Source organism: Pseudoflavitalea rhizosphaerae (assembly GCF_003991355.1).
GTDB classification, from domain to species: Bacteria; Bacteroidota; Bacteroidia; order Chitinophagales; family Chitinophagaceae; genus Pseudobacter; species Pseudobacter rhizosphaerae.
In genome coordinates this window covers 238987-263108 of record NZ_RCSU01000005.1, presented here as the reverse complement: position 1 = coordinate 263108, position 24122 = coordinate 238987, and the positions used below count along the sequence as shown (strand labels likewise).

The window sequence follows — 24122 nt, the reverse complement described above, 5'->3', positions numbered from 1 at the left end:
AAACTCTTCAACAATGGTAATAAACGAAAGATTGGCAATTATAGGTAAAAAGTACAGACAGAAGGCTGGTATTACTATCGTCAACAGAATGAAATCTGAGCAGAAAAAGGGGACTATCGTTTATATCGAGATTCCAGTTTTCAATGAATAGCAAATAAATAAGAGATTTTAATTAAATGTCATAAAGCAAATCTTCATAGTATTGATCACTAGAAATTAACTTCTGATAGTAAATAGTGTCTATGTCTTTCATTATCTCAGCTTGTTCCCTGGAGTTGAATATTCCCTGAAAAAGTAACAGAAGACTTTCCATTATTTTTGCAAGTAAATGCTTATCCTCATCCTTGAAAACAGTTCTAAAATTTGCTTTACGCGGAAACCCTAATTTATAGTAGGAATAAAAGAACTCCCAATTATTGCTAAAGATTGGCTTTAAATTTTCACTGTCGCACTTTTTACCTCTTACAAAAAAGTCCTCATAAAAATAAACCTTTCCCTTTGGCCATGACAAGTAAGATTTCGCATGTATTTTTTCCTTTACATTCATTGATATTGTGGTTAATTCTAAACACTTCAGCGACAACTCATTGTTCAATAATTGTTCAAATATCTCATCGATAATTACTGAATTAATGTAATCAAATTCATCACAACCGTAAATTTCAATGGTGTTATTATTAAATTGCTCTTTCATTAGTTCCACTCTCATTACTTTATCTTCAAGCAATATCTTGTATATTCTTTTATAATTGGACATAAGATACTGATGAAAATCTAATGTCCATTTTACAGGATCATAGGCCGTAAGATGTAACATATCATTAAAGTTTAATTATTAATTGAATCCAAATCTTCAAATAGATCCCCTTTGATTTCAGACTTAATCTTGTTGGCTAATTGTATCAACTCTATCCTATTTATGACGCCTAATCGGTTTCTTCCTCTTACAAAATAGGTGGATACAGAGCTGGAGGTTATACCTAATTCGTTGGAAATTTCCTTAATTCTTTTCCCCGCCAATATCCCATTAATCACTTTTGCTTCTTGCTTAGATAAAGAAAGAAAAGGATTAAATAAATGACTTTCTTTTTGTGGTGTCGACTTCCTGATTTCTTTAATTTGATTGGCAATTTCTTTCTGAATGAAGGGTCTTCCCTGTAATACTTCTTTGATACAATGTATGATCAATTTGGCTGTCGCTGTTTTTAGCAACAACCCTTTAACTCCTATTTGCTCCAGCTTAGCTACAATTCGATTTGGAATTTTTGGCCTTATAAAATATATGAATGAAATACCAGGAAAATTCAAAATATATTCAGCAGTTTGAATTGTAAATTCTTCATACAGGTCCGTTTCAAAATCAATAAGACACATTGATAACATTTCTCTTTTCTGCATGAACAGTTCAGTAAATCTGGCAACCGAAGAAGCAGAAAAGAAAGTGCTTCTATGGAAATTTTCATTTATTATTTTACTTGCTCCCATAGTCGCCGGCACCTCCGCCGACAGAAACAAGAAGCATTCGGATAGATTCATGACAAGAGAAGTAATTTACCGGAATCATATTCCAAGCAATTATTGAAATATTCTTAAAAAAAACATTACACTTTCAAATCAATCAGTTATAGTTTTAAGCAAACAGAGACTTTACCCTCAGCGATATTTATTGAAAACTGTAACCATTTAAATGCAAGGAGTAGTTCATCTTCTATTTCTGACAAAGGAAATATTCCTTTTATGAATTTAGTTCCGTTATTTATGCCATAAACTATCATTTGATTTATGATTTTATAAATACAACAATCACATGCAACTGATTTATTACAAATAAACTTTACGATGATTAATTCATCAGTAAGTACATTGTGATAAATAGTAGTTATTATACCTTCCACTTTTTTATTCTCTATGAAAACCTGTAGCTGTAATACAGCGTCATTATTTTTCAAATAACGAGCTAAGACGAACAGATTATTTTCGATTTTGCCGAATTCAATAATTCGATATTCAACCATTCTGTTTTTCTTCTTTGCCTCTTTTCTTATTATGTTTAAATCACCCTCTAATAGATTTGATTGATCGGATATTTTATAATTGACCATTATTTTTAATAGTTTCGATTTAAGTATAATACTGAGATTGGATACAGGAACTCTAATTCATTCCGTTGAGAACTGTTATAGAAATATAATTTAACCAAGATTGCCCCTTGTAGTAAAACTGGGTTACTTTTAATTTCATTCAGCAATACCTCTTTGAAAAAACGAATAACAAAAGGAAACACCGCATCACGCTCAAATGCCAATGTATCGATGGGCACATCTTTCAGGAATTGATTAATTATAAGTGTATCTTTTTTATGTGTAATGGAACCTGTTGTTTGGCTTTGTTGAATAAACTTAGCGGCTTTGTACAATAGCCTTTCATCAAAGACATTTTGTTGATAATAGTTACCGGGTTCAGGAATATTTAGACCATTTCGTTTGCTGCAACTGGATAACGTAACACCCAATATGCACAGGTAAATTATTAGCTTTTTCATAAGTAAGGTTTAATGGAACATTGAAGCGAAATTCTGCTAATTGATGTCAATATCTATCTCTTCCCCTTTTTCTTAGATCTCGCAACTTTTCATTCGCGCTCTTTAATAGATAACGTATTGAAGCGGTATTAGTACCCATTAAATTTGCAATCTTGGAATTATCTACTTCTGCAAAATAATGCAGGATAAAAATTTGTCGTTCGCGCAAAGGAAGGGATAGTAGCCATTTTTCATTTGTCACTAACCATCTTCTATTTTTTCGTGAATTGTACCTATGGTACTTTGGAGGCTTTTTAATACCTGGTATGACGGACCTATTTTCTTCAACAATACGGCTCAGATAATCCCGGCATGTTCGATCTATGGAGAGTATTACGAATGCGTTTACATTATTAAACCCGAAAAAATTCTTTTTTGCCTGCCAAACTTTAGAAAAAGCTTCAAGTGCTACTTCCTCCGAATGAAGTTTGTTTTGTAGTAAATCTTTGGCATAGTTTACCCAGGAAAGGAAATTCAATTGTAGAAATCTCTTAAAGGCCGCCGGTTCACCAGCCTGAAATGCCTTAAGTAACTTTTCATCGGTCAATTTTTGGGAATGAACCATACAGTACTTTTTTTGAATAATAACATTTCTGTCTGGTAGAAGCGGAAGCTCAGTGCCGCCATTTCTACCAGCAGTGGTTTGTATGGTAACGAAGGGAAAGTAATAGCATAATGACGCCATTCCGATTTCATTACCAGATCTAGTTATTCCCAATAATTGATTTTATTTTCCTGCATAGGTGCTGTTGATTGCAGGAATCTAAGCGTACTCCAAAAGCTTAATGGTAGCTTAAGGTATTATGGATGTGAAATACCCAGACAATTGACCCAGGTTATATGTGGCGATTGAATATGATCAAAATGTTCAATTAATTGAAATGAACATTGAAAACATGATTCAGTTTTGCTAAGTAAATGAGTGTAAAATGAGAAATGGGCAATCTTAAAATCACCCCGAACAATGAGGCAAGACTCTTTGATTATAATTATAACACACAGGCTTGAAGTTTTGGTGCTTTCCCCCTGTCTCTTCCTGTGCTAAGACAGATGAATTTTCAGTGAAGAAAATTAGTACACCTCCCGATAGTACTTTCATTTGAACAACATTTAAGAACGGTCTTGTTAGCGTAGACCTGGTAAAAAAAGTCGCTATTAAAGCGGATAACTATTTTGCTGCGAATGCAATATAAATTTTTGAATGAATATGAACAAAGAATAAATGGAAGTTTTATTCTTGAATTTTGAATAGTTAAAATCTATGTTTTGGCGTAGCAAGAGTATGAAACGCCTAATTCTTTGTGAATGAGAATGTAGCAGTTGTGGGCCAAACCTGTTTCACTTGCTGGTCTCTGGAACGGTACCTCGGAAAACAGGTGCCGTAGGATCAATAAGTACAACAGTGATAAAAGTATCTGGAGGGCAATCTGAGCTCCAGACGCCACAAGGACAAATGTGAGAGGTTGCAGGCAGTCCTCAACAGCCCCCATCCTTCCTGGTTGTGAGCTAACGCTATCCTTCGGAGTCAATAAGGCCTCAAAAGAGACGAATAACAGTATCTACCATAGGGGATAATTTTCTGGCACTGCAAAAAATTAGCTGAAAATCGTAGGGAGATTTTGACTGTTGCCGCGTTTTAATAATATAGGGCATATAAACGGCCAATTGTACCTTTTGCCTCGCTTTAGGTTCATGATTGTTTATTTGCCCTACCATCTCCAATAAACCTTTCCTGCGTTTCATTGTAGCTTCTATAGCAACAATTCCAGGCGTAAAGAAATAGATAACGATATTCCGCAAGTGAGGAAAACCACGGAAACAAGTGATTGTGCAGAACTTCGGTATCGTTGTTACTGAGACTAAATAAAATGAATAACTAGAAAAAGTATAGCCATGAGATATCTTCTTTATACCTTGTTTGTGTTGACACAAATCTTGACATTGCAGAAACTGACTGCACAAACTACTGTACTCAACAGTGTATTGCCTAAAGTTTATCAAAATTCATTTAATGCGCCGGCAAAGGTGGGTGATAATGTATCTGAATTATTTTTGGGAAAGGTAATTAATCATCCTACTCTTAATGAAGCTTATGTAAGCAATTTTAGAGGTAAACTTTTAATATTAGATTTCTGGAACACATTCTGCTCAGTATGCATAAAATCATTCCCGAAATTAGACAGCCTACAATCACGATATAAAGACAAACTCGTAATTCTACCTGTAGGTTTTGATGGAATGAAAAAAGGAAGTATTGAGGATTGGGTAAAAAGAAGAATGGGTACAAATTACGGCTTAAGAAGTTTGCCTACAGCTATTCAGGCTCCTGCAGATTCAGTACTCTTCAAAATGTTTCCAACTCAAGGCTTCCCATATGAAATTTGGATAGATTCAAATGGAGTTGTAATTGGAATGACTGACCACACATTTGTAAATTCAGATAATATAAAGAAAATAATAACAGGAGAAGATCCCGAATTGATACCCAAAAGGACAATAAGACATCATATTTCAGGATGCGACTCGAATATGGATAATATTACCATAGATAGAACTACACGACTAGATATTGGTTCAAGACTAACTGGTTATATAGACTCAATTGCAGGAGGGTTTTCTTATTCACTTCAATGCGATTCTGCATTTGGAAGACTATCAAATATTAATCTGACAGTTGTTGAGCTATATAGAAATGCGTACAACATAATAGACTCAAGTGTTCCAACTGATGACGTTATGGAAAAGAAAGTAATAATAATTGAAAATGGGAAGCCTTTTTACAAACGAAGAAAAGATTTTTTTGGAGTTGGCGGAAAAGAAAATTATGAATTCAGAAAAAATAGCCTATACTGCTATGATTTAATACTCCCGAAAACATATTGTACTTATGACGCTGCTAAAATAATGATTCAAGACCTCGATCGATACTTCAATATAAGAAGCTCTGTTGAAAAAAAGCAAATAAAATGCTTGAGTTTAATTCGAACTTCAAGTAAGGAAAAGTTTAAAGCAAAGTTTGAAATTAGGATTCCAGACCCCCAAAATGATCCTGAGGATGTAAAGGTTAGAAGCATTACATCTACTTCATTTGTAGAGTTATTGAACAATTTGATAGATCCAATTGTAGTAGACAAGACTAACTATTATGGAAAAATTGACTTAGATATTAAGATGAATAAAAAGTATTCCTTGAAAGAATTAAAAATAATATTAAATAGATATGACTTAGATTTAATTGAAGAAGTTAATAGTGTCTCTTTCTTGATATTAGAAGCAAGATAGCCTGGATTAACATAATAGAAAAGTCAATCCAGGCTGATATTAGCTAACGAAAATTATTATTCATCTTTTTTGATTACACAAGCTGGGGTTTCGTTTGCTTTGGGTACCCAATAGTACAGTCCATTAATCAATCTAACTTCCAATTGGCTGTCAGCATAGCCAAGTGCACAGAAATAAAACTCTGTTTCAACGCAAGAAGGGAAGGTGCTCGTAATAATTCCTGATCTAGTTCCAGTAGGTACTTCATTGGGAGTTACATCTCCGAATACTGTTTGAATTGGAGTAAGTTGACTAATAGCAGTAAGCTGATTGCTTGTTGATGTTCCGCCAACTGCAAACCAACGAAGGTTAGTGTCACAAGGTGCTTGTTTTTCGGTATTTGCAGTAAATGCAAAGCAAACAATACCTACTAATGCAGCAATAGCGATACGTACTTTTTTCATAACAAAAGGTTTATGATTAATTTCCCCAAACTTTTAAATTGGCATTGAGGTTCTCCAACTGAATTTCGGTTTCAGCGAACCATTTTCCATTATGTTGCAACTTGAAATGGAATATTTTTTATTGATTATTCTAGTTCTGTAAAGAACTCGATTAAAAATCCCTCCAAACTACACAACTTGATGTAGCACCATACGTCGGCCTGAACCAATACAGACCATTTACATAAACTCGTTCTATTTCTGATGCACTTTGATACCCAAGTGCGCATATATAAGTTTCTCCTTCACATGAATAAGGTGGTGTTCCAGGAAACATAGCTTCATCGGGCCAACCATTCCCATTTGAATCAGGAATAGGGTATAAATACACAATTGCAATAGGAATGACAGTTGTACTAATTCCGTGATTCACCTCGAACCAATAGAGACAATCTATTCTTACTTCATCCCTCGTATCACCAGAAAATAAGAATATTGGAAGATCTATCAAAACAAAAATTAATATAATTTTCAGAAGCTTCATCCAATATTGATTTAAATATTTATGCTCACTTACTATCTGGTGATTTTGTTGAAGATTTTCTAGCTAAAAGAACACCCGTTAATGCGAGTAGCGTAAAACCAATGTTAAACACCAAGTGTTGCCGTGGAGAAAGCAGAGTGATTACTCCCCCACAAGAACAAGGCATTTTTGGTGTGAAATAAATAAGATACGCCATGTATACAGTAAAAGCTACCATCATAAACAATGAAAGATAAAGTGCTAATTTTCTTGTATTTGATATCAATAATAAACCAGAAACTAGAATTTCTATGATTGGCACAGCCCAAGACATGAATGTCGCATACCTAGAAAAGACAGGAGATTTAAGTAAAACTGCATAGAAATTAAAATGTTCATAAAGCTTACTAAGGCCTGTATATAAGAATAATACTATCAATGCCCCTGCAATTAATTCTATGACAGCGGATCTTGACAAAGAAAAGATGCTAAGACGTCGAAGAGGAAAAGATATTGATTTCATCAATTACTATTTGAAGATTATTGATCAAAAATATTTTCATAGCAAACTAATTCAGAGCCCCAACCATCATTAACATTAAACTTAAATATGAAATGCTTAATAATCGACACGGATGGCAACCGAGGAAGATGCCGCAGGCCTTCCCCCAATGACCAAGCCTGAATTATGAAAAAGCATTGGCGTTAGCTCATGCAATTGACAAACTTGTTATTCATCGCTGCGTATTATTATGGTCCTGTTGGTTTCTTTGCAAGGAGCCCTGTGAATTATCTTGTTGTCCCTATGTTTGAATTGTCACCCCCAATGATACCAATCCCGATATGTCGCATTGCAGGCCGTCAAAGATACAATTCTGAATACCGCCAGGTGATTGAAGAGGGTAAAGGCGGTATTGTTATTTCTCTACAGCAAATATCCGATCTTATTTTTTATTACTGTTACGTAATCGGGAGTAATTACTTTATTAGCTGGGCATTCTGAAAATAGAACTTAAACTATGCTCACCATAGTAGGAAACATAGGTTTTGTAAAATCCTCCAATGGTTCGGAACTTAGACGACTTTGCAGCTTCTAATAGAGGTACTTGTTTTAACATCAGATTAACAGCATTCTCCAACTTGCACTTGGCTAGAAAGTCACCGACTGAAAATCCCCTACTTTTTAAGAAATGATACCTGATATTACTTACCCCCATTCCATACTTTAGAGCTAATGCTTTTATTGTATTATTTAGTTCCAGATTATTCCTAATAAGGAGTTCAAGCTCAGCAAGCATGGATACATATTGGTCTTTGTATTTCATGTGCCGAACACTCACACCAATTATGCTGTTCTGAAATCTTGTCGGGGGTTGATGAACTTTGCGAACAAAGAAAGATGTGAGCAGTGACGGTAATTTAAAATTCATTTTTGATGCGATTTCGTGAACAGTGTTTCCTTCTATTAGGTAAAATTTAATTCTTTCCACCCTATGTCTTTGGATAACCTTGTTTAGGATCTCACCTTTGTATTCCCGATAACGTTTTCTCAAAGTCTTTACATTTAGCTTAAAGTATGATGCCACAGCCTGGTCGTTTACGATGTTATCTATATTCCTCAATACATATTCATCCACTAGATTTAATATTTGAGTTACTTTATCCAGAAATCGCACCTCATTGATCATTTTTTTCTGCATCTTAAAAGCACTGCCTGTATGCAGAACCTGACCTTGAATGCTCTGTAGATACTCACCTGGAGTGATACCTGTAATAGTTTTGAAGAATACAATAAAGGAAGATAAATAAGAATAATTCATTATTACACTAACCTCATTTAAGGAATGCCCGTCTATCAATAATTGTTTTGCTCGTTCAATCCTTCGTTGATCAATGTACTGGGCTAAATCTACCCCTTCGTATTGGAGAAATAAGTTCTTTATCGTCTTTTTAAAGTGATGGAGTGTCTCGGAGATCCGCGTAGCAGACAACCGGTTATCAATATGCCGAGCAATGTATACTTTTACTTCCTCTATTATTGACAATTGCTTTTGTGATGCCTTTCCGGTCTCTTGAATGATTTCAGATGGAGTTAATCCAGTTTTTTTAGTAATAAGTCGGTTAACAGATGCCTGAGTAAGACCGATAGCCTTAGCTACATAGAGGGTATTAAATCCAGATTTAAGCAATTTTTCAGCAAGATCAGCTTTGGAGGTTATGACATATTGTTCGATGGTCTTTTTATGCTTTCTTTTGAAATAATATTTGATTGAAGGGAAATCCGATTTGTAAATTTCCATGAAATATTGAGTAAACTTTTTTTGTGTAGGATGGCTATTTATATAGTCTTCGATTTGTAGTAATTCTTCATTAAAATTACATTTTGGCTCGATTTCCTTTATTTGCGCACTATATTTTTCAACAGTGATTAGCATATTAGTTCAACAATTTTAAAGGGTAGTAAGTCAATTTACGACTGATGGTTCTTAACCACTTTTGTAATTGGGATTATTTCTTTCGTGATTAGACAGTCATATCCGGCAGAAATAGTCACATTCAAGTACTTTGTCGGTGTCAATTCTGAATTTGGTCTTCCGCTAGGGTCCATTCTGAGAGTCACCAGCGGGACAGCGTGGGAAGTACAGATAATCACCGGCGCCCATTTCCCGGCGCCAAAAAATTTGCAGTAATTAAAGTGAAATAGCCTAATTTAGTCTAATTGCCAAATCATTTTTTCCAACCCTTAGTTAGATATACCAACCTTTCCAATAATAACCTTATCATTCGATTTGCTGAAATATGCTCATGCCAGATTACAATACTACCATCAAGTATCAATTAGAGGATATATATAAACAGAAGGAAGCTTAACTTCTTTTTTAGTAAAAATTGGAGAAGTTTAAGGCAATGGCTTGACACGTTTATTCAGACGGCAATTGAATAAGTCAATGTTCGGCTCACAACACAAATACCTAATTCCAAAGGGATATTAGCCGAATTACAATCAATAGAAAACAAATTCCAGGAGAAGGACTTTAGTATACTCATTTATCAGGTAGATAGTCTCATAATACAATATGTAGCTTTTATTCAGGAAATAGAAATAATAATTGAAGCATAAAAGCGAGGTCGATTTCCAAGCCTTCATATGAGCGCTTTTATTCTTAAAGCGATCATAGAAGTGCAATACGATATTTTGAGAATCATTAAGCGCTACAATTACAAATCTTCGAAGGAAACTTCGGAACTAGCAAAAGAACTCAGCAAACGTGCATTAATTTCGTTACAAGCTACGGCTAAGGGGCGTAGTAATTTGTAGTTTCTAATTCCTCAACCTCTTCATAACAGTTACACTTTCATTCTTTTCTGTCTCTATGATAGCCTAGATATGGTCACTGCGGGGTCTGGCTCCGTTGTGGTCTGCCCTGCGACCTCGCTTATTCATTGTAGTTTCTGCTGGTGTCTATAAAGAGCGGTATATCCTTACGTTGGTGCCTTCCGTAAGAGTCCCGCCCGCATCACCAGGTTGTAAAAAAAGATCTAATCTTCTTTCTTAAAGCTGTGATACCGCGCTGTTTAATGGCTCGGACAGTAGATTCTTTTAATTTCATTATTCCTGCAACTTCCTTAATGGACTTTCCTTTTGCCAATAATGAAAGTGCAGCCTTGGGTTGGGGAGGTAACTTTTCTATTTCCCTCCAAAGCTTAATTAAAAGATAATCATCGCCACCCATATCAATTTCTATCGCTACAGTTAATTCTGTTTCCGAATGAGCATAAGCATTTAACGTCTTTTTTCTTCTATCTGTCTTTTTTTGACTATTGAGACTTTTATTTTTCACAACTTTGAACAAGTACTTCCGTATAGATAAATCTGAGAAAAATCCTGATCTTCTTTGCCATAATACAGTAAAAGCATCTTGAACAATCTCCTCCGCTTCTGATTTGCTTTTTGTAATCCGCAAAGAAAATTTTAGTAACTCATCATAATAAAGCATTATCAATATTGGAATGGATTTAGGATTACCCTTTTGAAACATCTCAATGAATGCCGGAGAGTGTTGGTGCATAGGAAAGAAATATTTTTCGGATTGAATTATAGCAGAACCAAAGGATAGGCTTATTCGGGAAGTAAGTGTTTCATAGATAACTGACACCGCCCAAATTGTTTTGTGCTATTTTTACCAATATTTTTCTTTAATTCTACGCAGAATTAATTATTTCAAAGAACTACAAAATGTGCTGCCGTAGGCGCCGGTTCAGTATAATAGACCCGGCGGTTATCCGCAGAGGCTTCTCTACAGGATGCTCTTCCTACGATATGTTTAATGTTTGTTTTCCTCACACTTTAAAGCGTGGCAAAAAGTGAATGTTTCGTGTCCCTTGTAAAATCATATCTCCGTCCTTGCTGTGGTTTGCATATGCCCCCCCGTAGCTGTTTTTCACAGGTCCTTCTTTCGCTTTTGCGATAGTCTGCAAAGCGACCTCGCAGCATTTCCAAATCATAATGGCGACCTCGCAGTCTTTGTTTACTGCTCCGCGGTCAACGAGTGAGACCCCGGAGGAATATTCTAATAAAATCAGGGTGTAGAGAACACCCTGATGTAAAATTGGGAATAACTATATTTCACCTATTCAAAAAAACTCGTTGACTAATATTGAATGAACCTGTAATTGATTTTCGCAAGGTCTTGTTCAGAAATCTCCAGAGGGATATAGTTCACCCTCGCTTTATATTATGCCTGGTACTCTGACAAGTACTTTTCAGATCCAACAGGTACGATCTGCAATATGACTGCAGAAGTAAAAAGGTTGTATTCTTATCTTCCGCCGGGGTACATTAAAAGACCACCAGCGGGAGAATTTTTAAGAAAAGGAGCAGCGTGCGCTGCCCCATGTTTTAAGGGCGAATGGAAAATGGGAACTGCTTAGTATTGACCTTCAGAGTTCGTTTTTTGTCTCAATGGTTATTTGCGTTTGTAGTACTCGCAGTTATGAATTAGCCAATGCTCTGATCCAAGGACCATCAAGTAGACAGGTCCTTTTGTCATCCTCAGGTTTGCTTGCTACCCCAGTCCATTTTATCTATCTTCCTTCAAGGTCAATAAGTGAGCACTAAAGGAACTTTTGCCACGTAAATCTTAATAGGTAACTATATTACCTTTTGTTTTGTTCAATTTCAGGATTAAGCTGAATAACATCTGGCGGAATTAAAAACGTATAATGCAAACTGTTGGGAGGCAGAATTATTTCCGAACCATTTACTATTCGTTTGATTGAAATATTTGCCCCTTCCAGGTTCAACCTTCTAAGATCGCTCCAACGAATACCGCGGTATAAAAGCTCTTTTCTCCTTTCAATAAGAACTTTATCTAATGCCTCTTGGGAACTGGTAGCAGTAAAGGGAACAAAATTTTCTGTTTTTCTCCAACGCTTTGCCATTAATGTATTGAGATCGTCCATTGCTTTCTCTGTATTATTAAGTCGTGCATTACACTCAGCGCTAATTAAATACATCTCATCTGTTGCAACTCCACAGAAAGGATCAGCAGAGCCATCATATGACCCCCTGAATGAATATGCTTTTGGACCATTCGCTGCTTCTTTTCTAAAAAACAAACCCTTCCTTAAATCATGAACATTATATGACTGCTGCAATGCTGTGTCAACTACTGTTCTACTTCTAAGAAGTAATAAATTGTCCAGAACACTAAAATTGCATGAAAAAATCACTTCATTATTAAATCGAGCGAATGGATTTCGAGTTGCAGAATCAATATAATTATAGTCAAGCAATTCATTGTAGACCCCAAGCGATTTGTTGGCATTAGATAGTGCATTATTATAATCATTCATAAACAAAAACGTCCTAGCAAGTAACCCATAAGCAGCGGCTTTAGAAGGGCGGGTTTTGAATGCAGGATGGTCGGGCAATAACTCAATTGAGCTTTGCAGATCATCAATTATCTTATCATATGTTTCTTTTAAGGTACTTCGTTTTAAATTCTCATTAATATCACTCGTTAGTCTTAAAGGAAGTCCAAGTGAGCTTGATGAAGTTTGTTGATCATATGGTGGCGCAAATACTTGAGCTAATTGCAGAAAGGCATGTGCCCTGTGAAATAGACCACTCCCTTTAATACGATTATATTCAATTTCGTTTGAAATATCTTTTTTGATTTTCTCTATAGATTCTAAAACTGTATTTGCATAAAAAATGGCTCTGTAAGCATAACTATATCCATAATATTGAGAAGGTGCACTATAAATATTGTCATTCCAAGAATATAAATTGACGCTAAGTGCATCAAAATTGTCTAACCAACGCTGTGGGGTGTAATGATCATCACAAGCAATTTCACCAAATATGGGCATTAACCCATCAGTACTGAGGCCATTCATCACCCTATCATTATCTAGTATCAAATCCATGTCTTGTAAAGTCTCAGGAATTATCAATCTATCCTCTGGCTTTGCATCAAGAAAGGATGATTTTTTGCAATTAGCAATACTTGCGATAATAGCAAGCAAGATTATGTATCGATATAAGTAGTTCATAACTTGAAATATTTTGTCGTGCTACTAAATAGTTTTGTCGTGCTACTAAATAGTTTTGTTGTGTCTCTGCGGCGGTCTGCAAAGCGACACCGCAGTTTCGCATCGCCGGGGTCCTGTTCCAGAGACCACCAGCGGTACTGGAAACGTTCCTAGAACCCTACATTCAATCCAAAGGAGAACATTTTTCCAGGAACAATTCCACCATTAAAATAAGGGTCTATTTTCTCCTTGTTTGCCAACCATAGCGGACCCAAGTTCGTTGCGTTTACATAAAATGTAATATTGTTGAATGGTAGGCTTCTCCTAGATGAAAGGTCCAAGTTGTACCTTAATTGAATATCGTCTAACCTAATATGATCCCCTTTTTCAACAAGTACTTCAGACTTTGCATAAAAGAAATCTCGGTTTGGATCGGGAGGAAACTGAAATGAAGGCACGCTTGTACTTCTTTCATCCCCAGATTTTCGCCATCTCTGGGCATAATCATTATGACCTGTCCATGTTTGAATTAGTGATGCATAATTTATGGAATTACGCCTGAAGAAGTATCCCAGTTTGTAAGAAATATTGATGGAAAGTTGAAACCCTTTATATTGGAAAGTGTTAATAATTGACCCGAAATATTTAGGTTGCAAGGGACCATGATACTTCAGACTATCAATTTTAGTTTTATTAATAATATCAGAGTATGCTTGAGATGTATTCTTGCCTAAATATCCGATTGGAGATCCTGTAATTGAATCTAATCCAGCCCACCGATAGCTGAACACACTGTATGCGGGGTAACCAATAAGTGGATTTATAGTTCCCTCCGAAAGATAAAGTACTGTATTCTCACTTGCAGAAATTAAATATTCAGAAACCTTCATTAAATTGTAACTAAATATGTAATTGGTCGTCCATCTAAATTTATTATCAATATTTTTTATGTTTATCTGAAACTCAAGACCATTTCCTTTTACAGAGGCAACATTGGCGAAATAATAATTGTTATATCCATAAATTACTCCCAAGGTTGGATTTGCTGGCGTTGATGCAATTAAGTCTTTAGAATGTCTTCTAAAATAGTCAATTGAACCTGAAACAATATTGTTTTTAGATTCAAAATCTATTCCAATATTAAACATGCCAACTTGCTCCCAACGCAATTTTTTGTTTGACGGATTCAGAATAGTGGCAGTAGGTAATCCAACAGAATTATTGTATCCATCATAAGCCATAGATAATAATCCCTTAGCAGATCTAGAATAATTTCCGCTATTTCCATAAGTGGATCTAATTTTCAACAATGGAATCAAAGGGAAATTGTAAAATTTTTCATTACTTAATAACCAACTAACTCCAGCAGACCACAAAGGAACGCCCCTTTGATTCGTTTCTACTCCGAATAAGTTTGCGGCATCTTGCCTCCCACTTGCAGACACAGTTATTCTTCTATCGAAAGTATATGAAGCATTAGCATAATAGGAAATAAATCTATCCAATGTTTTTGACACGCTTTGAATATTGGGTATTCGAGCATTTGATCCTATGTATACAAATTGAGGAAATTGGGTTACAAAATCCATATTTGGATTCACGGTGCTACCCATTTCATTATAACCATATTGGGTATTTACATTTCCTCTATTTACTAGATTCTTAATTTCCCAACCAGCAATCACAGACACATCATGACGCTTCCAAGAGTTGTTGTAAGAAAGCTGAGCTCGACCTTGATGAGAAATAATTTCAGATAATGTGTTGTTTAAAATACCTCCATAAGGAACAGGAAATTTAATATTTGCAAATGGTTGATAAAACCTGTTTACAAGATCCCGTACATAGTAGGATTCTTTAGAAGAAAGAGAGCTAGAAATAATTGTAGAAGTAAGGTATTGATACAATACTTCTGCAGTTAACTTTGATCGAAAGTTATATCTCAACGTAATATTAGCTTGCTGAGTCTTATCATTATATTGATTGGATGCAAATCCAATTTCATCATAAGGCTTATACTGCCAGTCGTTTAGTACTCCTTTTCCAATTGTATCTGTAAATGGCTGTCTAAAATCCTTAACCAAAGCCAATGAACTTCCTAAATCATCAACCAAATCAGCATATGGATATAGCGACTTCCCAGCCCCACTGCTTATACTATACCCAAGATTATTACCAGATTTGTTTATGGTTTGTGTCAAATAAGCTCCAGCTTCAATCTGGAAATTTCTTAGAACTTTGAAAGTATTCACCGTTCTTAAAGTAACGCGGTCGTTAGTGGCACCAACCAATTCTGGCAACGCTCGATCATACCCCATAGACAAGAAGTAATTGATTGAATTACTATTGCCGCTAACATTTATAGAGTTCTGTAACCTTACCGGATTTCGATAGAAATATTTTTGGACATCATTCCTGGCATCTTGTTGTTCAAACTTTTTTATTATTTCGTCCCCCTGTGCTTGCGTCAATTCACCTGAGCGTACTTTGACTAAAATCTCAACAACTGGAGTTAAAGGAGCTGGTGCATCCGTTTGGCTTAATATTCCATCATATAACCCTCGTTGAAAGAGGTCTCTTTCAAGCCCTATAAAATCGGCACTTGAAATAACAGGCAGTTTCTGCAGGTTGGGTTTCTTCTGTATAGTAACGTTTGAATTAATTTCAACAGTCGGCTTTTGTGTTTTTCCCCTTTTAGTGGTTATCACTATAACCCCATTGCCAGCCCTTGCTCCCCAAATGGAGGCGGCCCCAGCGTCTTTCAAAATAGTTATATTTTCTATATCGTTGGGATTGATATTGTTTATGTCGCCATCGTATGGAAAATTATCAACTACTATTAGTGGGTTCACATTGGAGAAAATCGAGCTCCTACCCCTTATCAAAATGCCATCATTTGCGTTGCGGAATGAAACACCAGGTGAAAGGTTTTCAATCCTGTCCAAAATGTTGGCGCTTACTCTACGGTTCAGCATTTCATTGTTAACAGAAGAGTAAGAGCCAGTTGCTCTTTCGGGCGAAATTTTTTCGTATCCGGAGTTTACTATCGTAACTTCTTTCATTTGTTGAGCGGATACACTCAATTGAACAACTATGGATGACTTACCATTCACTTGGACAATTTTCGGTTCATAACCCACTGAGGTTATCAATAAGGCAGCATTACGTTTCACTCCACTCAAGGAAAATGAGCCATCTGCTTGTGTTGATGTAGCAATGTCACTTCCTTTTATTGTTACGGTAGCACCGGCTACAGATTTATTATCTCCTCCTAATACCTGACCTTGAATATTAATTAATGAGTCAGGGAGGAGTATTTGTTTTTCGTTAAGAGTAATTTTCTTCGTTCGCTGGATAACAATATTCTTGCCATCGATGGCATATGTTAAGCCATGCCCTTTTAAAATGATGTTGAGAGCTGTTTCTACTGATACATTTTGAAAGGTGGCCGAAACTCGCATTCCAGAAAGATCTGCGGCATTGTATAGAATATAGACGCTTGCCTGGTTGGCAACCTCGTCCAACACTTTTTCTAGAGCCATGTTTTTTACGTCAATTTTTACTTGCGCCTTAGTATAAGCGCTAACCTGTAAGCAGCCTACCAATAATATAAAAGCAGTGATTTTCATTACCTTAACAGCTTTTTTACGTGTGCTAAATACACCCCGCTCACGGAATTTACTTAATTCCATAACTTTGTTGAGTTTTGGTTTAACAATTGTTTTCCCGAACATTTAATGCCAGAACATCACGCAGGAGGTGGGTAAGAGCCATCTCCTGTATTTATGTTTAGGCGAAAAGAACATAACAATTATGCTCTTAACACTCCGATGAAATGAGTACCTGACAAGACAGGTTCTTACATAGGATTCATCCCAATAATATTAGAGTGTTGCTACCAGAGCTTATAAACCACTTTTGGAATTAAGGGGGAAATGATCAGCGACTAAGATTAGTCTGTGATACATTATGGGTGTATAGGTAGGTTTGATGGCTAATCTATATGAACAGTAAAATCTCTGGAGGTTCAAAAGGTGGAACTTTAAAAAGTTCTTCCGAAAAAATGAGAGAATTTATTTCGATAAATGAAATAAATAAGGAGGAGGTTTTAAAAATGAAATTTACGTTATCAAAACAAAAACCGTTTCCACAATTTTGTCTACTATTATCTACTTCTTTAAATATTGAAGTAGATTTTTTATTGTGGTAACTAAAAACGTCAACTATACCCTTATTGGGTATGCGATTTTTAAAAATCGAATTGCTAAGTAATTGAAGAGAGGATGTAAAGTAAGAGGAAGGCTTATATAAACAGCAATGGTTGGCAGCTATATTAAATAGTGCCACAATTATGATTAGTGCTACTATACAGAGTTTACCGTTCACGTTCTCATGGTTTAGTCCATTCCAAAATGTGACAACAGCTAAATAGCAACCCGGGCTTTATAATGCTAACGGGAGGTTCGCCCGGGCTTGCTAAAAATTGTGTCAAGTTTCAATACCTTAAAGCAGGTTTAATGGAATGGTGTAGTACGGGATTTCACAGGAAAATGTTTTTCGTTAAAACACTTAGAAAATTCAGAACCACGATTGATTGTAATAAATTGTAAATAGTTGCAATCGCATTATTAGCGATTACTTACTACTATTGATTTATCATTTAAATTAAAGTTCAGATTCGTTATTTGCCCCAGTTGTGATAGTAACCAACTTAGTTTCCCTGTTCTTGCGAACTTGCCTTTTATTAAGGCAGTTGATCGTGTTCCCAGTTTGAACTTCACATCCACATCATACCACCTCTCCAGTTCAGTCATTACTTCATGTATGGTAGCATTATCAAAGGAAAACACGCCGTTTTTCCAGGAGATGTAATCCAACGCTTTCACATTTTCCACTTCAATTTTTTTACTCAATTCAGCTATAGTCGCCTGTTGACCAGGAATCAATTCTACCTTTGAAGGAATAGTCGCAGCATTGACGCGAACAGATCCCGATATTAACGTAGTCTGCATTGGTTCCCTACCATAATTTTTTACGTTAAAACTAGTACCGAGTACTTCTACTGTTCCATATTCTGTTTGAACATAAAAAGGCTTTTGAGCATCACGCGCCACTTCAAAATAAGCTTCGCCTTTCATTAGTACTACTTTGCGGTAGTTGCCAGAAAATGCTCCTGGGAACGAAATTGTAGAAGCTGCGTTTATCCACACTTTAGTACCATCAGCCAGTGTTAGGTGATAATAACCTCCCCTGGGCGTATTCAGAACATGTATACCCGCAGATGGTTTACCAGAAGTATTGTTGTAAACGATATTGCCATCCTTTTTTACAATAGATGCTGAACCGTCCCGCGCCACCTCTCCATTTTGTATACTGGAAAGATCTATTACCCGATTATCCGATAACGTAAGAGTAGCACGCTCCATCGCAGGCATTACTTCTTCCCCTGTTGTTCTGGAGGGAACAAGTTTTGCCTGCTGAGATCGTGTATTTTGTGCAGCAAAATAAAAAATTGAAAGGCCGACAACTGTAATTATGCTGGCAGCAGCAGCCCACAGCATCTTTCTCTTCCTTGAGGATCGGTTAATGGTTAATATGCGGTCTCTATTAATATTTTCTTCCATTGAAGAGAAAACAAGTTTGGGAGGATTGGAATTGATTCTTAATTGGTAATATTCCAGGAAGTTCTGAGCAAAAACATCCTTGTCCATTAAACGTATATAAAGGTCTTTATTAACCTGATGCAATTGCAACCAGGAATCTAATTTGGTTTGTTCCCCTATGGTTAAATCTTCATCGTTAATTTTCTTCAGAAGAATGCTAACAATATCATTCCGATGCTCAGCCATAATCCTCATTTTTGTTTAATATCAGTTGGCAGGACTTAACAGAAAAGTCCTTACTATTATATAGGAAACGCAGTAATTGCAAAAAATCGCCGCGCTTAACGAAATATTTTTTAATTTTTTTTGAACCTTTTGGGGAAATCCAGGCTCGCTGAGTAGAATTCTTTAAAAAAAGAACAGTATAGTAAGAATATTTTTCGATTGCATTACGCTTCGAAGCCTTATTAATGCCTTATATTTTGTTTTATATAGGGTATCTGCATTTATGTTTAGTTCAGCACATATTTCTTTGGCATTTTTCCCTTTCACCAGGAGCTCGACTATTGCTTTTTGTTGGGGAGAAAGATGAAGAAGCTCTTTGTAAAGCTGGTCCAATATGTCAGCTTCTATTATTTGCGCCTCAGCTTCAGATTCATATTGCCTGTCAGGAAATTCATTGGTATAAACAGTACGTTTAGTTTGAATTTTTCTAAGCACACTCAAAGCCTCGTTTCGGCAAGTAATATGAAGAAAAGAGCGCATATTGCTGATTGAGGGGAAATTAATACGCCTGTCCCATAGCTTCATAAAGCTTTCAGAAATGATGCCATTGGCCTTTTCCTTATCGTTAAGGAGTTTGGATGTAAAATACAGTAGTTCATCATAAAACCGGGTATAAACAACGCCAAAAGCTTGCTTGTCGCCATCATGAATTTTGGCAATTAAATCTTCATCAGGTAATTTATTAAACGAGTCAGCCATAGCAGTGTTCGGCACAAATGTATTATAAATTTGTTCTCAATTAGAGTGCTTAAAGATTTTCTTCAAGATCTGTAAACAAATTGACTTTTAAGCAAATATCCAACAGTTTTGAAAGCTCGAAATACCTGTATTGGCTCATTTTCTAAAATTTGCTAATTTTAAGATTCCAGCCCGCCCGACTTTAGTAGCCACAATTAATTTCCATTAAATAAAAATATCACAACAGTTTCGTTGTGCCTTTGTGGTATTTGTTCAATAAAAGACAAAAGCAAAAACTATTCATGCTATGGAACAGCTATTACTTTACCTCGATCTCATCGCTCCCATGTCGCAAGCGCTCAAAGAACATTTAGCTGTTATTATAAAATTCAAGAACTTTTTGCGAAATGAATATTTATTGAAACCCGGACAGTACGGAAACGAAATTATGTTTCTTGATAAAGGGCTGGTTCGCTGTTATTATGTAAAGCAAGAGGGAGAAAGGGAAAGAGAAATTACCCGATGGTTACTTAAGGAGAGCGATGTAATTGTATCGCTTAATAGTTTTTATACCAATAACCCCAGCATGGAATACATTCAAGCCATCGAAGAAACCCATGTAGGATTTATCAAGCGGGCTGAATTAGAGTTTATCTATGACAATTATCCGGAATTTAACCGACATGGAAGACTTCTTTCCATAAAATACCAATTGGTTTGGGATCATTTTATCTACGGGCATGTGATGCAGAACGCAGAGGAAAGATTTGAATGGTTGCTAAAAACTCATCCTGACTTGATAAATCGAGTCCCAGGCAAATACCTTGCCTCCTATCTGGGTATGGACGAGGCTACGCTTAGTAAAACCAAAAAGAAAATTCTTCGTCAATAGAACATTTGGTGTTTTTTTCTTGACATAGACCAATTTTTTCAATCAGTTTCATTGCTAATTTTACTGTCGAGCACAAATTACTTCCCCGCACTAAGCCATAGAATATTACTCAGTCATCACTCCCAAACAAGGCATCTATGGCAAACAGTAAATTCTATTCCTTCTCCACTCAGCTCATGCAAGAACTGCGACTGAAACTTTTGCAAGTTGACGAAAGCAATGCAGTCGATAAGAAACGAGCAAGTATTAATGCCTGTTATGCAGCGTTAAAGATATTGAACGACTGGCTTCTGGAAAACGCAATGGATACTCACCTAACTATGGAACAATTCGAAGAATGTAAAAACATCTTTTACAAAAAGATTTCATTTATCGCAGAATCCAGTATGGACTTATACCAGTTTGAAGAAAAGTACTCCAATTTGCAAAGTAACAGTTCGGTCAAAATTCACACAGATCAGCTTCAATCACTTACCAGGCGAGAGAAAGAAGTTTTTGAACATATTACAATGGGCAAAACATATAAGCAAATTAGTAGTGCACTTTATATCGCGCAAGGAACAGTAAAAAAACATATTGAAAATATATATTCCAAGCTGGGCGTATCGTGCAGATTTGAATTATTTAAGAAGTTGGAAGAAAATTCGACAAACTAAGCGTTTACCAAATCCCATATATATGAAACCTACGTTAATGCTATTATTTTCGTGTTTATTTGTTCTTTCATGTAGGAAAGAAACAGTTTATAACAATGAAAACAACTTAATACAGGATGCTATTAAGTATTACCAGGCGAATGAAGACCACACTCCTTCTACTTCAAGCAACCTTCCCAGGCACAACCTTAAAAGGATTCCCAATTGGCAGAAGGCCAAAGTAATATTGAATGGAATTACACATACAGTTCTTGTGCCGGTGAATTTTGAACAAAACATTTTAGTTCGCAGCAGTTTGAGGAACGATTTGTTTTCTTTAAATGATATATCATACATCACACTTACCCCGCTTGAAAATGACAAGTATCTAATAAAATGGATAACGGTAATACCTTCTCTACAAAATAATTCTTCCAGATTTGATGGTATCATAAACATCGAGAATGAAAATAAAGAATTTGAATATGCAATGAAGTTTGAAAACAATAATAAATACATCTCCATTGCAAGAAATTCACCCGTCAAAACAGATGGAATAATAGGATGGGAACATTACCTGGAAGGTTATAATTACTCACCAGATGACCCGAGTAGTGGATACGCATGGAGAGAATACATAGGCACCACTTACGTGAACGTTCCTGACGGATATAGCTATAGTGGAGGTGGTACAACTAATTCGGGACCTGGGATGGATTTGGACCTTGGGGCAATAATGGACGATGCAGCCAATACTTCTACTACAAACTTTGTAGTACCTGCAGGTGATGATAAAATACTTGACATAAATGATTACACAAAGTGCTTTAACAACAAAACAGGTAGCCAGTACCAAGTAACCATTTATGTTCAACAACCTTTTCCGGGTACAAGATCCACCTGGATTCCCTTAGATGCTACGGGAACCAAAGTGCATAAATCCCCAGTGTTTGTAGGTCATACTTTTATTTCCCTCAAACAAGTTTCAGGAAATGAATCTATCACCCGAAACGCAGGATATTATCCCAGTACGGCTGTAAACCCTATATCCCCAATGACAAATGGAGAACTAAATAATGATCAGAACAAGCGATATGATATTTCACTAAGCGTAGATATAACTTATGAAGAATTTTCTCGCATAATAGCTTATCTTAATAGTGGAATTCGATATTACAATCTGAACACATTTAACTGTACTACTTTTGCTCTTGAGGCGCTTTCAAAAGGAGGAATTAATTTACCACGAACTGAGGGAAGTTGGCCCAGCGGAAGTGGTCTAAATCCAGGCGACTTAGGTGAAGATATTCGGGATATGAAATTATCTTCAAATATGAGTAGATCAACCACTGCAACAGCGCACAAAAACGAAGGCACATGCAATTGAATAAAATACCATCTAAAATTGTGGCAGTAATTATTGCAATAGGTTTCTTTTCCGGTTGTAAATCGCAGGAAAAAGCAAACTGGAGCGAAGCGAAGGAATGGAGGCTTTACAAGATAACAGATGTACGTTCCTTCAGCATATCAGAAAAGGAAATGAAGAAAAAGGATTTTATTAGTGCCGATTCCTTACACTATTTTCTTCAAGATGCTGCTCCATTAAAGGTTGATGACCCAGTATGGAAAAGCTTCTTTTTTACGTCATGTCAGATAAATGGAAAATTCAGGAAAGTAATTATAAGTAACTATGGAGGTTTTTTTTATGATGCAAAGTCAAAGAAATATTATGAGATAAAGGAAGAAAACAAAAAGTGGGTGATTGAATACCTGGAAGATAAATTGTTTGAATAAGATATAAAGCCCCAATTCTATCGCGGCTTTTACGATTTTCCGACAATCCTTGATAGATCAAGAAGATGCCCGTTTTTGCGAATAAAATCAAGCACATTACATCAATCTTTTGAACATTTGGACAGGTATGTGATTAGTTTATGATCTTGTAATAGCCGTCTCCTGAAACTAACAGGTGCTTTTCAACCTTGTCTCCTTTGGCAATTACCTGGTCGATTACAGCACTTTCATTTTCGTTGTTGAAAAACTGAACCTCACCATCATCTCCAGCTATATCCGTTCGCAGTAATTATACAAGCAAAGGTAACTCCATGTGCGTGAGTTCTTCAATAAAAAGTAATAACAATTTACAGAATAGATATAAAATCGCCGGCATGAATACCGGCGATTAATTTAGTGCATCTTATTTTACACTTCATTACTTAGAGCAACTGCAATTACAAATAAAACTAAAAGGAATTCAGTTGCTGGCCAATTGAACCCGGCATTTGCTGTGTGCCGTACACCCATAATTCCTTTATTTAGCAAATAGAAAGAGAGAACATAGCTTACCTAAAAAGAAGAAGCGCGGGTCTCTCATCTTTATTCGGCGCTGGAGCCCTCGGAAGGCGTGCAAACGAACAAGAGAGAGCCCACGCCGTAGCATGAGCTCAGTACTTATCATCTCGTTTGCACCTATTTGAAAACTTTCCGAGTATTCCAGCGGCGCGAGAATCAAAGCGAGCTTCTAATATTTTATGAAGTCGCGAATATATTGATATTCAAACAGAAATTTGCTAATTCTCTTTGGCAAATGGACTACAGTAAAACAAAACAAATATAAGATATATACTACCCTTTATAGCATTTTTAATATTATTTATTATACTTATAGTACTATTTATATTACT

General features: G+C 36.0%; 21 protein-coding genes. 6 read left to right on the top strand and 15 right to left on the bottom strand.

Going from position 1 to position 24122, the window contains the following annotated elements; genetic code table 11:
* Positions 1 to 172: 172 nt before the first annotated feature.
* The 6 genes from D9Y29_RS10880 to D9Y29_RS26515 form a co-directional block, all read right to left on the bottom strand.
* The gene (locus D9Y29_RS10880; protein ID WP_127127930.1) at positions 173 to 817 is read right to left on the bottom strand and encodes a hypothetical protein; all 645 of its coding nucleotides are present in this window, start codon (positions 815 to 817) and stop codon (positions 173 to 175) included.
* 11 nt (positions 818 to 828) lie between these two features.
* Positions 829 to 1536, bottom strand: coding sequence for a LuxR C-terminal-related transcriptional regulator (locus tag D9Y29_RS10875; protein ID WP_127127928.1), 708 nt, complete (start codon positions 1534 to 1536; stop codon positions 829 to 831).
* An 86-nt stretch (positions 1537 to 1622) separates the two neighbouring features.
* Entirely contained in the window at positions 1623 to 2102 is a 480-nt protein-coding gene (locus D9Y29_RS10870; protein ID WP_127127926.1) for a hypothetical protein, read from the bottom strand.
* A gap of 5 nt (positions 2103 to 2107) precedes the next feature.
* The gene (locus D9Y29_RS10865; RefSeq protein ID WP_127127924.1) at positions 2108 to 2542 is read right to left on the bottom strand and encodes a hypothetical protein; all 435 of its coding nucleotides are present in this window, start codon (positions 2540 to 2542) and stop codon (positions 2108 to 2110) included.
* 46 nt (positions 2543 to 2588) lie between these two features.
* Positions 2589 to 3146, bottom strand: coding sequence for an RNA polymerase sigma factor (locus D9Y29_RS10860; RefSeq protein ID WP_164735363.1), 558 nt, complete (start codon positions 3144 to 3146; stop codon positions 2589 to 2591).
* On the bottom strand, positions 3125 to 3277 hold the full coding sequence (locus D9Y29_RS26515; protein ID WP_164735362.1) for a hypothetical protein: 153 nt from the start codon (positions 3275 to 3277) through the stop codon (positions 3125 to 3127). The genes D9Y29_RS10860 and D9Y29_RS26515 overlap by 22 nt, the downstream gene beginning before the upstream one ends.
* A gap of 1245 nt (positions 3278 to 4522) precedes the next feature.
* On the opposite strand from D9Y29_RS26515, the gene D9Y29_RS10855 reads away from it, so the two are divergent.
* Positions 4523 to 5863: a TlpA family protein disulfide reductase gene (locus D9Y29_RS10855; protein WP_164735361.1), complete on the top strand. Its 1341-nt coding sequence runs from the start codon at positions 4523 to 4525 to the stop codon at positions 5861 to 5863.
* Between the two features lie 56 nt (positions 5864 to 5919).
* On the opposite strand, the gene D9Y29_RS10850 is transcribed toward D9Y29_RS10855, so the two are convergent.
* The 7 genes from D9Y29_RS10850 to D9Y29_RS10820 form a co-directional block, all read right to left on the bottom strand.
* A complete protein-coding gene (locus tag D9Y29_RS10850; RefSeq protein WP_127127918.1) occupies positions 5920 to 6306 on the bottom strand; it encodes a hypothetical protein in 387 nt (128 codons plus the stop codon).
* 151 nt (positions 6307 to 6457) lie between these two features.
* Positions 6458 to 6829, bottom strand: a complete 372-nt coding sequence (locus D9Y29_RS10845) for a hypothetical protein (RefSeq protein WP_127127916.1) — start codon at positions 6827 to 6829, stop codon at positions 6458 to 6460.
* A gap of 25 nt (positions 6830 to 6854) precedes the next feature.
* A complete protein-coding gene (locus tag D9Y29_RS10840) occupies positions 6855 to 7331 on the bottom strand; it encodes a MauE/DoxX family redox-associated membrane protein (RefSeq protein WP_127127914.1) in 477 nt (158 codons plus the stop codon).
* Between the two features lie 463 nt (positions 7332 to 7794).
* Positions 7795 to 9243, bottom strand: coding sequence for a helix-turn-helix domain-containing protein (locus tag D9Y29_RS10835; protein ID WP_127127912.1), 1449 nt, complete (start codon positions 9241 to 9243; stop codon positions 7795 to 7797).
* Positions 9244 to 10326: 1083 nt separating this feature from the next.
* On the bottom strand, positions 10327 to 10965 hold the full coding sequence (locus D9Y29_RS10830; protein WP_127127910.1) for an RNA polymerase sigma factor: 639 nt from the start codon (positions 10963 to 10965) through the stop codon (positions 10327 to 10329).
* A gap of 1000 nt (positions 10966 to 11965) precedes the next feature.
* Positions 11966 to 13366, bottom strand: coding sequence for a RagB/SusD family nutrient uptake outer membrane protein (locus D9Y29_RS10825; RefSeq protein ID WP_127127908.1), 1401 nt, complete (start codon positions 13364 to 13366; stop codon positions 11966 to 11968).
* Between the two features lie 149 nt (positions 13367 to 13515).
* Entirely contained in the window at positions 13516 to 17037 is a 3522-nt protein-coding gene (locus D9Y29_RS10820) for a SusC/RagA family TonB-linked outer membrane protein (RefSeq protein ID WP_164735360.1), read from the bottom strand.
* A 311-nt stretch (positions 17038 to 17348) separates the two neighbouring features.
* Between D9Y29_RS10820 and D9Y29_RS10815 the strand changes: the two genes are divergently transcribed.
* Entirely contained in the window at positions 17349 to 17555 is a 207-nt protein-coding gene (locus D9Y29_RS10815; RefSeq protein ID WP_127127904.1) for a hypothetical protein, read from the top strand.
* Positions 17556 to 17973: 418 nt separating this feature from the next.
* Here the strand turns inward: D9Y29_RS10815 and D9Y29_RS10810 are convergent, their stop codons facing one another.
* The gene (locus D9Y29_RS10810) at positions 17974 to 19194 is read right to left on the bottom strand and encodes a FecR family protein (RefSeq protein WP_164735359.1); all 1221 of its coding nucleotides are present in this window, start codon (positions 19192 to 19194) and stop codon (positions 17974 to 17976) included.
* 162 nt (positions 19195 to 19356) lie between these two features.
* Positions 19357 to 19947: an RNA polymerase sigma factor gene (locus tag D9Y29_RS10805; protein ID WP_127127900.1), complete on the bottom strand. Its 591-nt coding sequence runs from the start codon at positions 19945 to 19947 to the stop codon at positions 19357 to 19359.
* A 271-nt stretch (positions 19948 to 20218) separates the two neighbouring features.
* On the opposite strand from D9Y29_RS10805, the gene D9Y29_RS10800 reads away from it, so the two are divergent.
* From D9Y29_RS10800 to D9Y29_RS10785, 4 genes are all read left to right on the top strand, one after another.
* Complete coding sequence (locus tag D9Y29_RS10800) at positions 20219 to 20803, top strand: Crp/Fnr family transcriptional regulator (RefSeq protein WP_127127898.1); 585 nt, start codon at positions 20219 to 20221, stop codon at positions 20801 to 20803.
* Positions 20804 to 20940: 137 nt separating this feature from the next.
* Positions 20941 to 21459: a response regulator transcription factor gene (locus D9Y29_RS26870; RefSeq protein ID WP_277601119.1), complete on the top strand. Its 519-nt coding sequence runs from the start codon at positions 20941 to 20943 to the stop codon at positions 21457 to 21459.
* A 22-nt stretch (positions 21460 to 21481) separates the two neighbouring features.
* On the top strand, positions 21482 to 22825 hold the full coding sequence (locus D9Y29_RS10790; protein ID WP_127127896.1) for a hypothetical protein: 1344 nt from the start codon (positions 21482 to 21484) through the stop codon (positions 22823 to 22825).
* Positions 22816 to 23232 carry a hypothetical protein gene (locus D9Y29_RS10785; RefSeq protein ID WP_127127894.1) on the top strand — a complete coding sequence of 139 codons (417 nt, stop codon included), beginning with the start codon at positions 22816 to 22818 and terminating at the stop codon, positions 23230 to 23232. Before D9Y29_RS10790 ends, D9Y29_RS10785 begins: the two co-directional genes overlap by 10 nt.
* Positions 23233 to 24122 lie beyond the last annotated feature (890 nt).

What these genes read in the sequence shown, in the direction of transcription:
- D9Y29_RS10790 (WP_127127896.1), top strand. Translation starts at nt 21,482, where the DNA reads ATGAAACCTACGTTAATGCTATTATTTTCGTGTTTATTTGTTCTTTCA.
- D9Y29_RS10860 (WP_164735363.1), bottom strand. Translation starts at nt 3,146, where the DNA reads ATGGTTCATTCCCAAAAATTGACCGATGAAAAGTTACTTAAGGCATTT.
- D9Y29_RS10850 (WP_127127918.1), bottom strand. Translation starts at nt 6,306, where the DNA reads ATGAAAAAAGTACGTATCGCTATTGCTGCATTAGTAGGTATTGTTTGC.
- D9Y29_RS10845 (WP_127127916.1), bottom strand. Translation starts at nt 6,829, where the DNA reads ATGAAGCTTCTGAAAATTATATTAATTTTTGTTTTGATAGATCTTCCA.
- D9Y29_RS26870 (WP_277601119.1), top strand. Translation starts at nt 20,941, where the DNA reads ATGGCAAACAGTAAATTCTATTCCTTCTCCACTCAGCTCATGCAAGAA.
- D9Y29_RS10815 (WP_127127904.1), top strand. Translation starts at nt 17,349, where the DNA reads ATGAACAGTAAAATCTCTGGAGGTTCAAAAGGTGGAACTTTAAAAAGT.
- D9Y29_RS10825 (WP_127127908.1), bottom strand. Translation starts at nt 13,366, where the DNA reads ATGAACTACTTATATCGATACATAATCTTGCTTGCTATTATCGCAAGT.
- D9Y29_RS10875 (WP_127127928.1), bottom strand. Translation starts at nt 1,536, where the DNA reads ATGAATCTATCCGAATGCTTCTTGTTTCTGTCGGCGGAGGTGCCGGCG.
- D9Y29_RS10820 (WP_164735360.1), bottom strand. Translation starts at nt 17,037, where the DNA reads ATGGAATTAAGTAAATTCCGTGAGCGGGGTGTATTTAGCACACGTAAA.
- D9Y29_RS10865 (WP_127127924.1), bottom strand. Translation starts at nt 2,542, where the DNA reads ATGAAAAAGCTAATAATTTACCTGTGCATATTGGGTGTTACGTTATCC.
- D9Y29_RS10880 (WP_127127930.1), bottom strand. Translation starts at nt 817, where the DNA reads ATGTTACATCTTACGGCCTATGATCCTGTAAAATGGACATTAGATTTT.
- D9Y29_RS10800 (WP_127127898.1), top strand. Translation starts at nt 20,219, where the DNA reads ATGGAACAGCTATTACTTTACCTCGATCTCATCGCTCCCATGTCGCAA.
- D9Y29_RS10870 (WP_127127926.1), bottom strand. Translation starts at nt 2,102, where the DNA reads ATGGTCAATTATAAAATATCCGATCAATCAAATCTATTAGAGGGTGAT.
- D9Y29_RS26515 (WP_164735362.1), bottom strand. Translation starts at nt 3,277, where the DNA reads ATGAAATCGGAATGGCGTCATTATGCTATTACTTTCCCTTCGTTACCA.
- D9Y29_RS10785 (WP_127127894.1), top strand. Translation starts at nt 22,816, where the DNA reads ATGCAATTGAATAAAATACCATCTAAAATTGTGGCAGTAATTATTGCA.
- D9Y29_RS10835 (WP_127127912.1), bottom strand. Translation starts at nt 9,243, where the DNA reads ATGCTAATCACTGTTGAAAAATATAGTGCGCAAATAAAGGAAATCGAG.
- D9Y29_RS10810 (WP_164735359.1), bottom strand. Translation starts at nt 19,194, where the DNA reads ATGGCTGAGCATCGGAATGATATTGTTAGCATTCTTCTGAAGAAAATT.
- D9Y29_RS10840 (WP_127127914.1), bottom strand. Translation starts at nt 7,331, where the DNA reads ATGAAATCAATATCTTTTCCTCTTCGACGTCTTAGCATCTTTTCTTTG.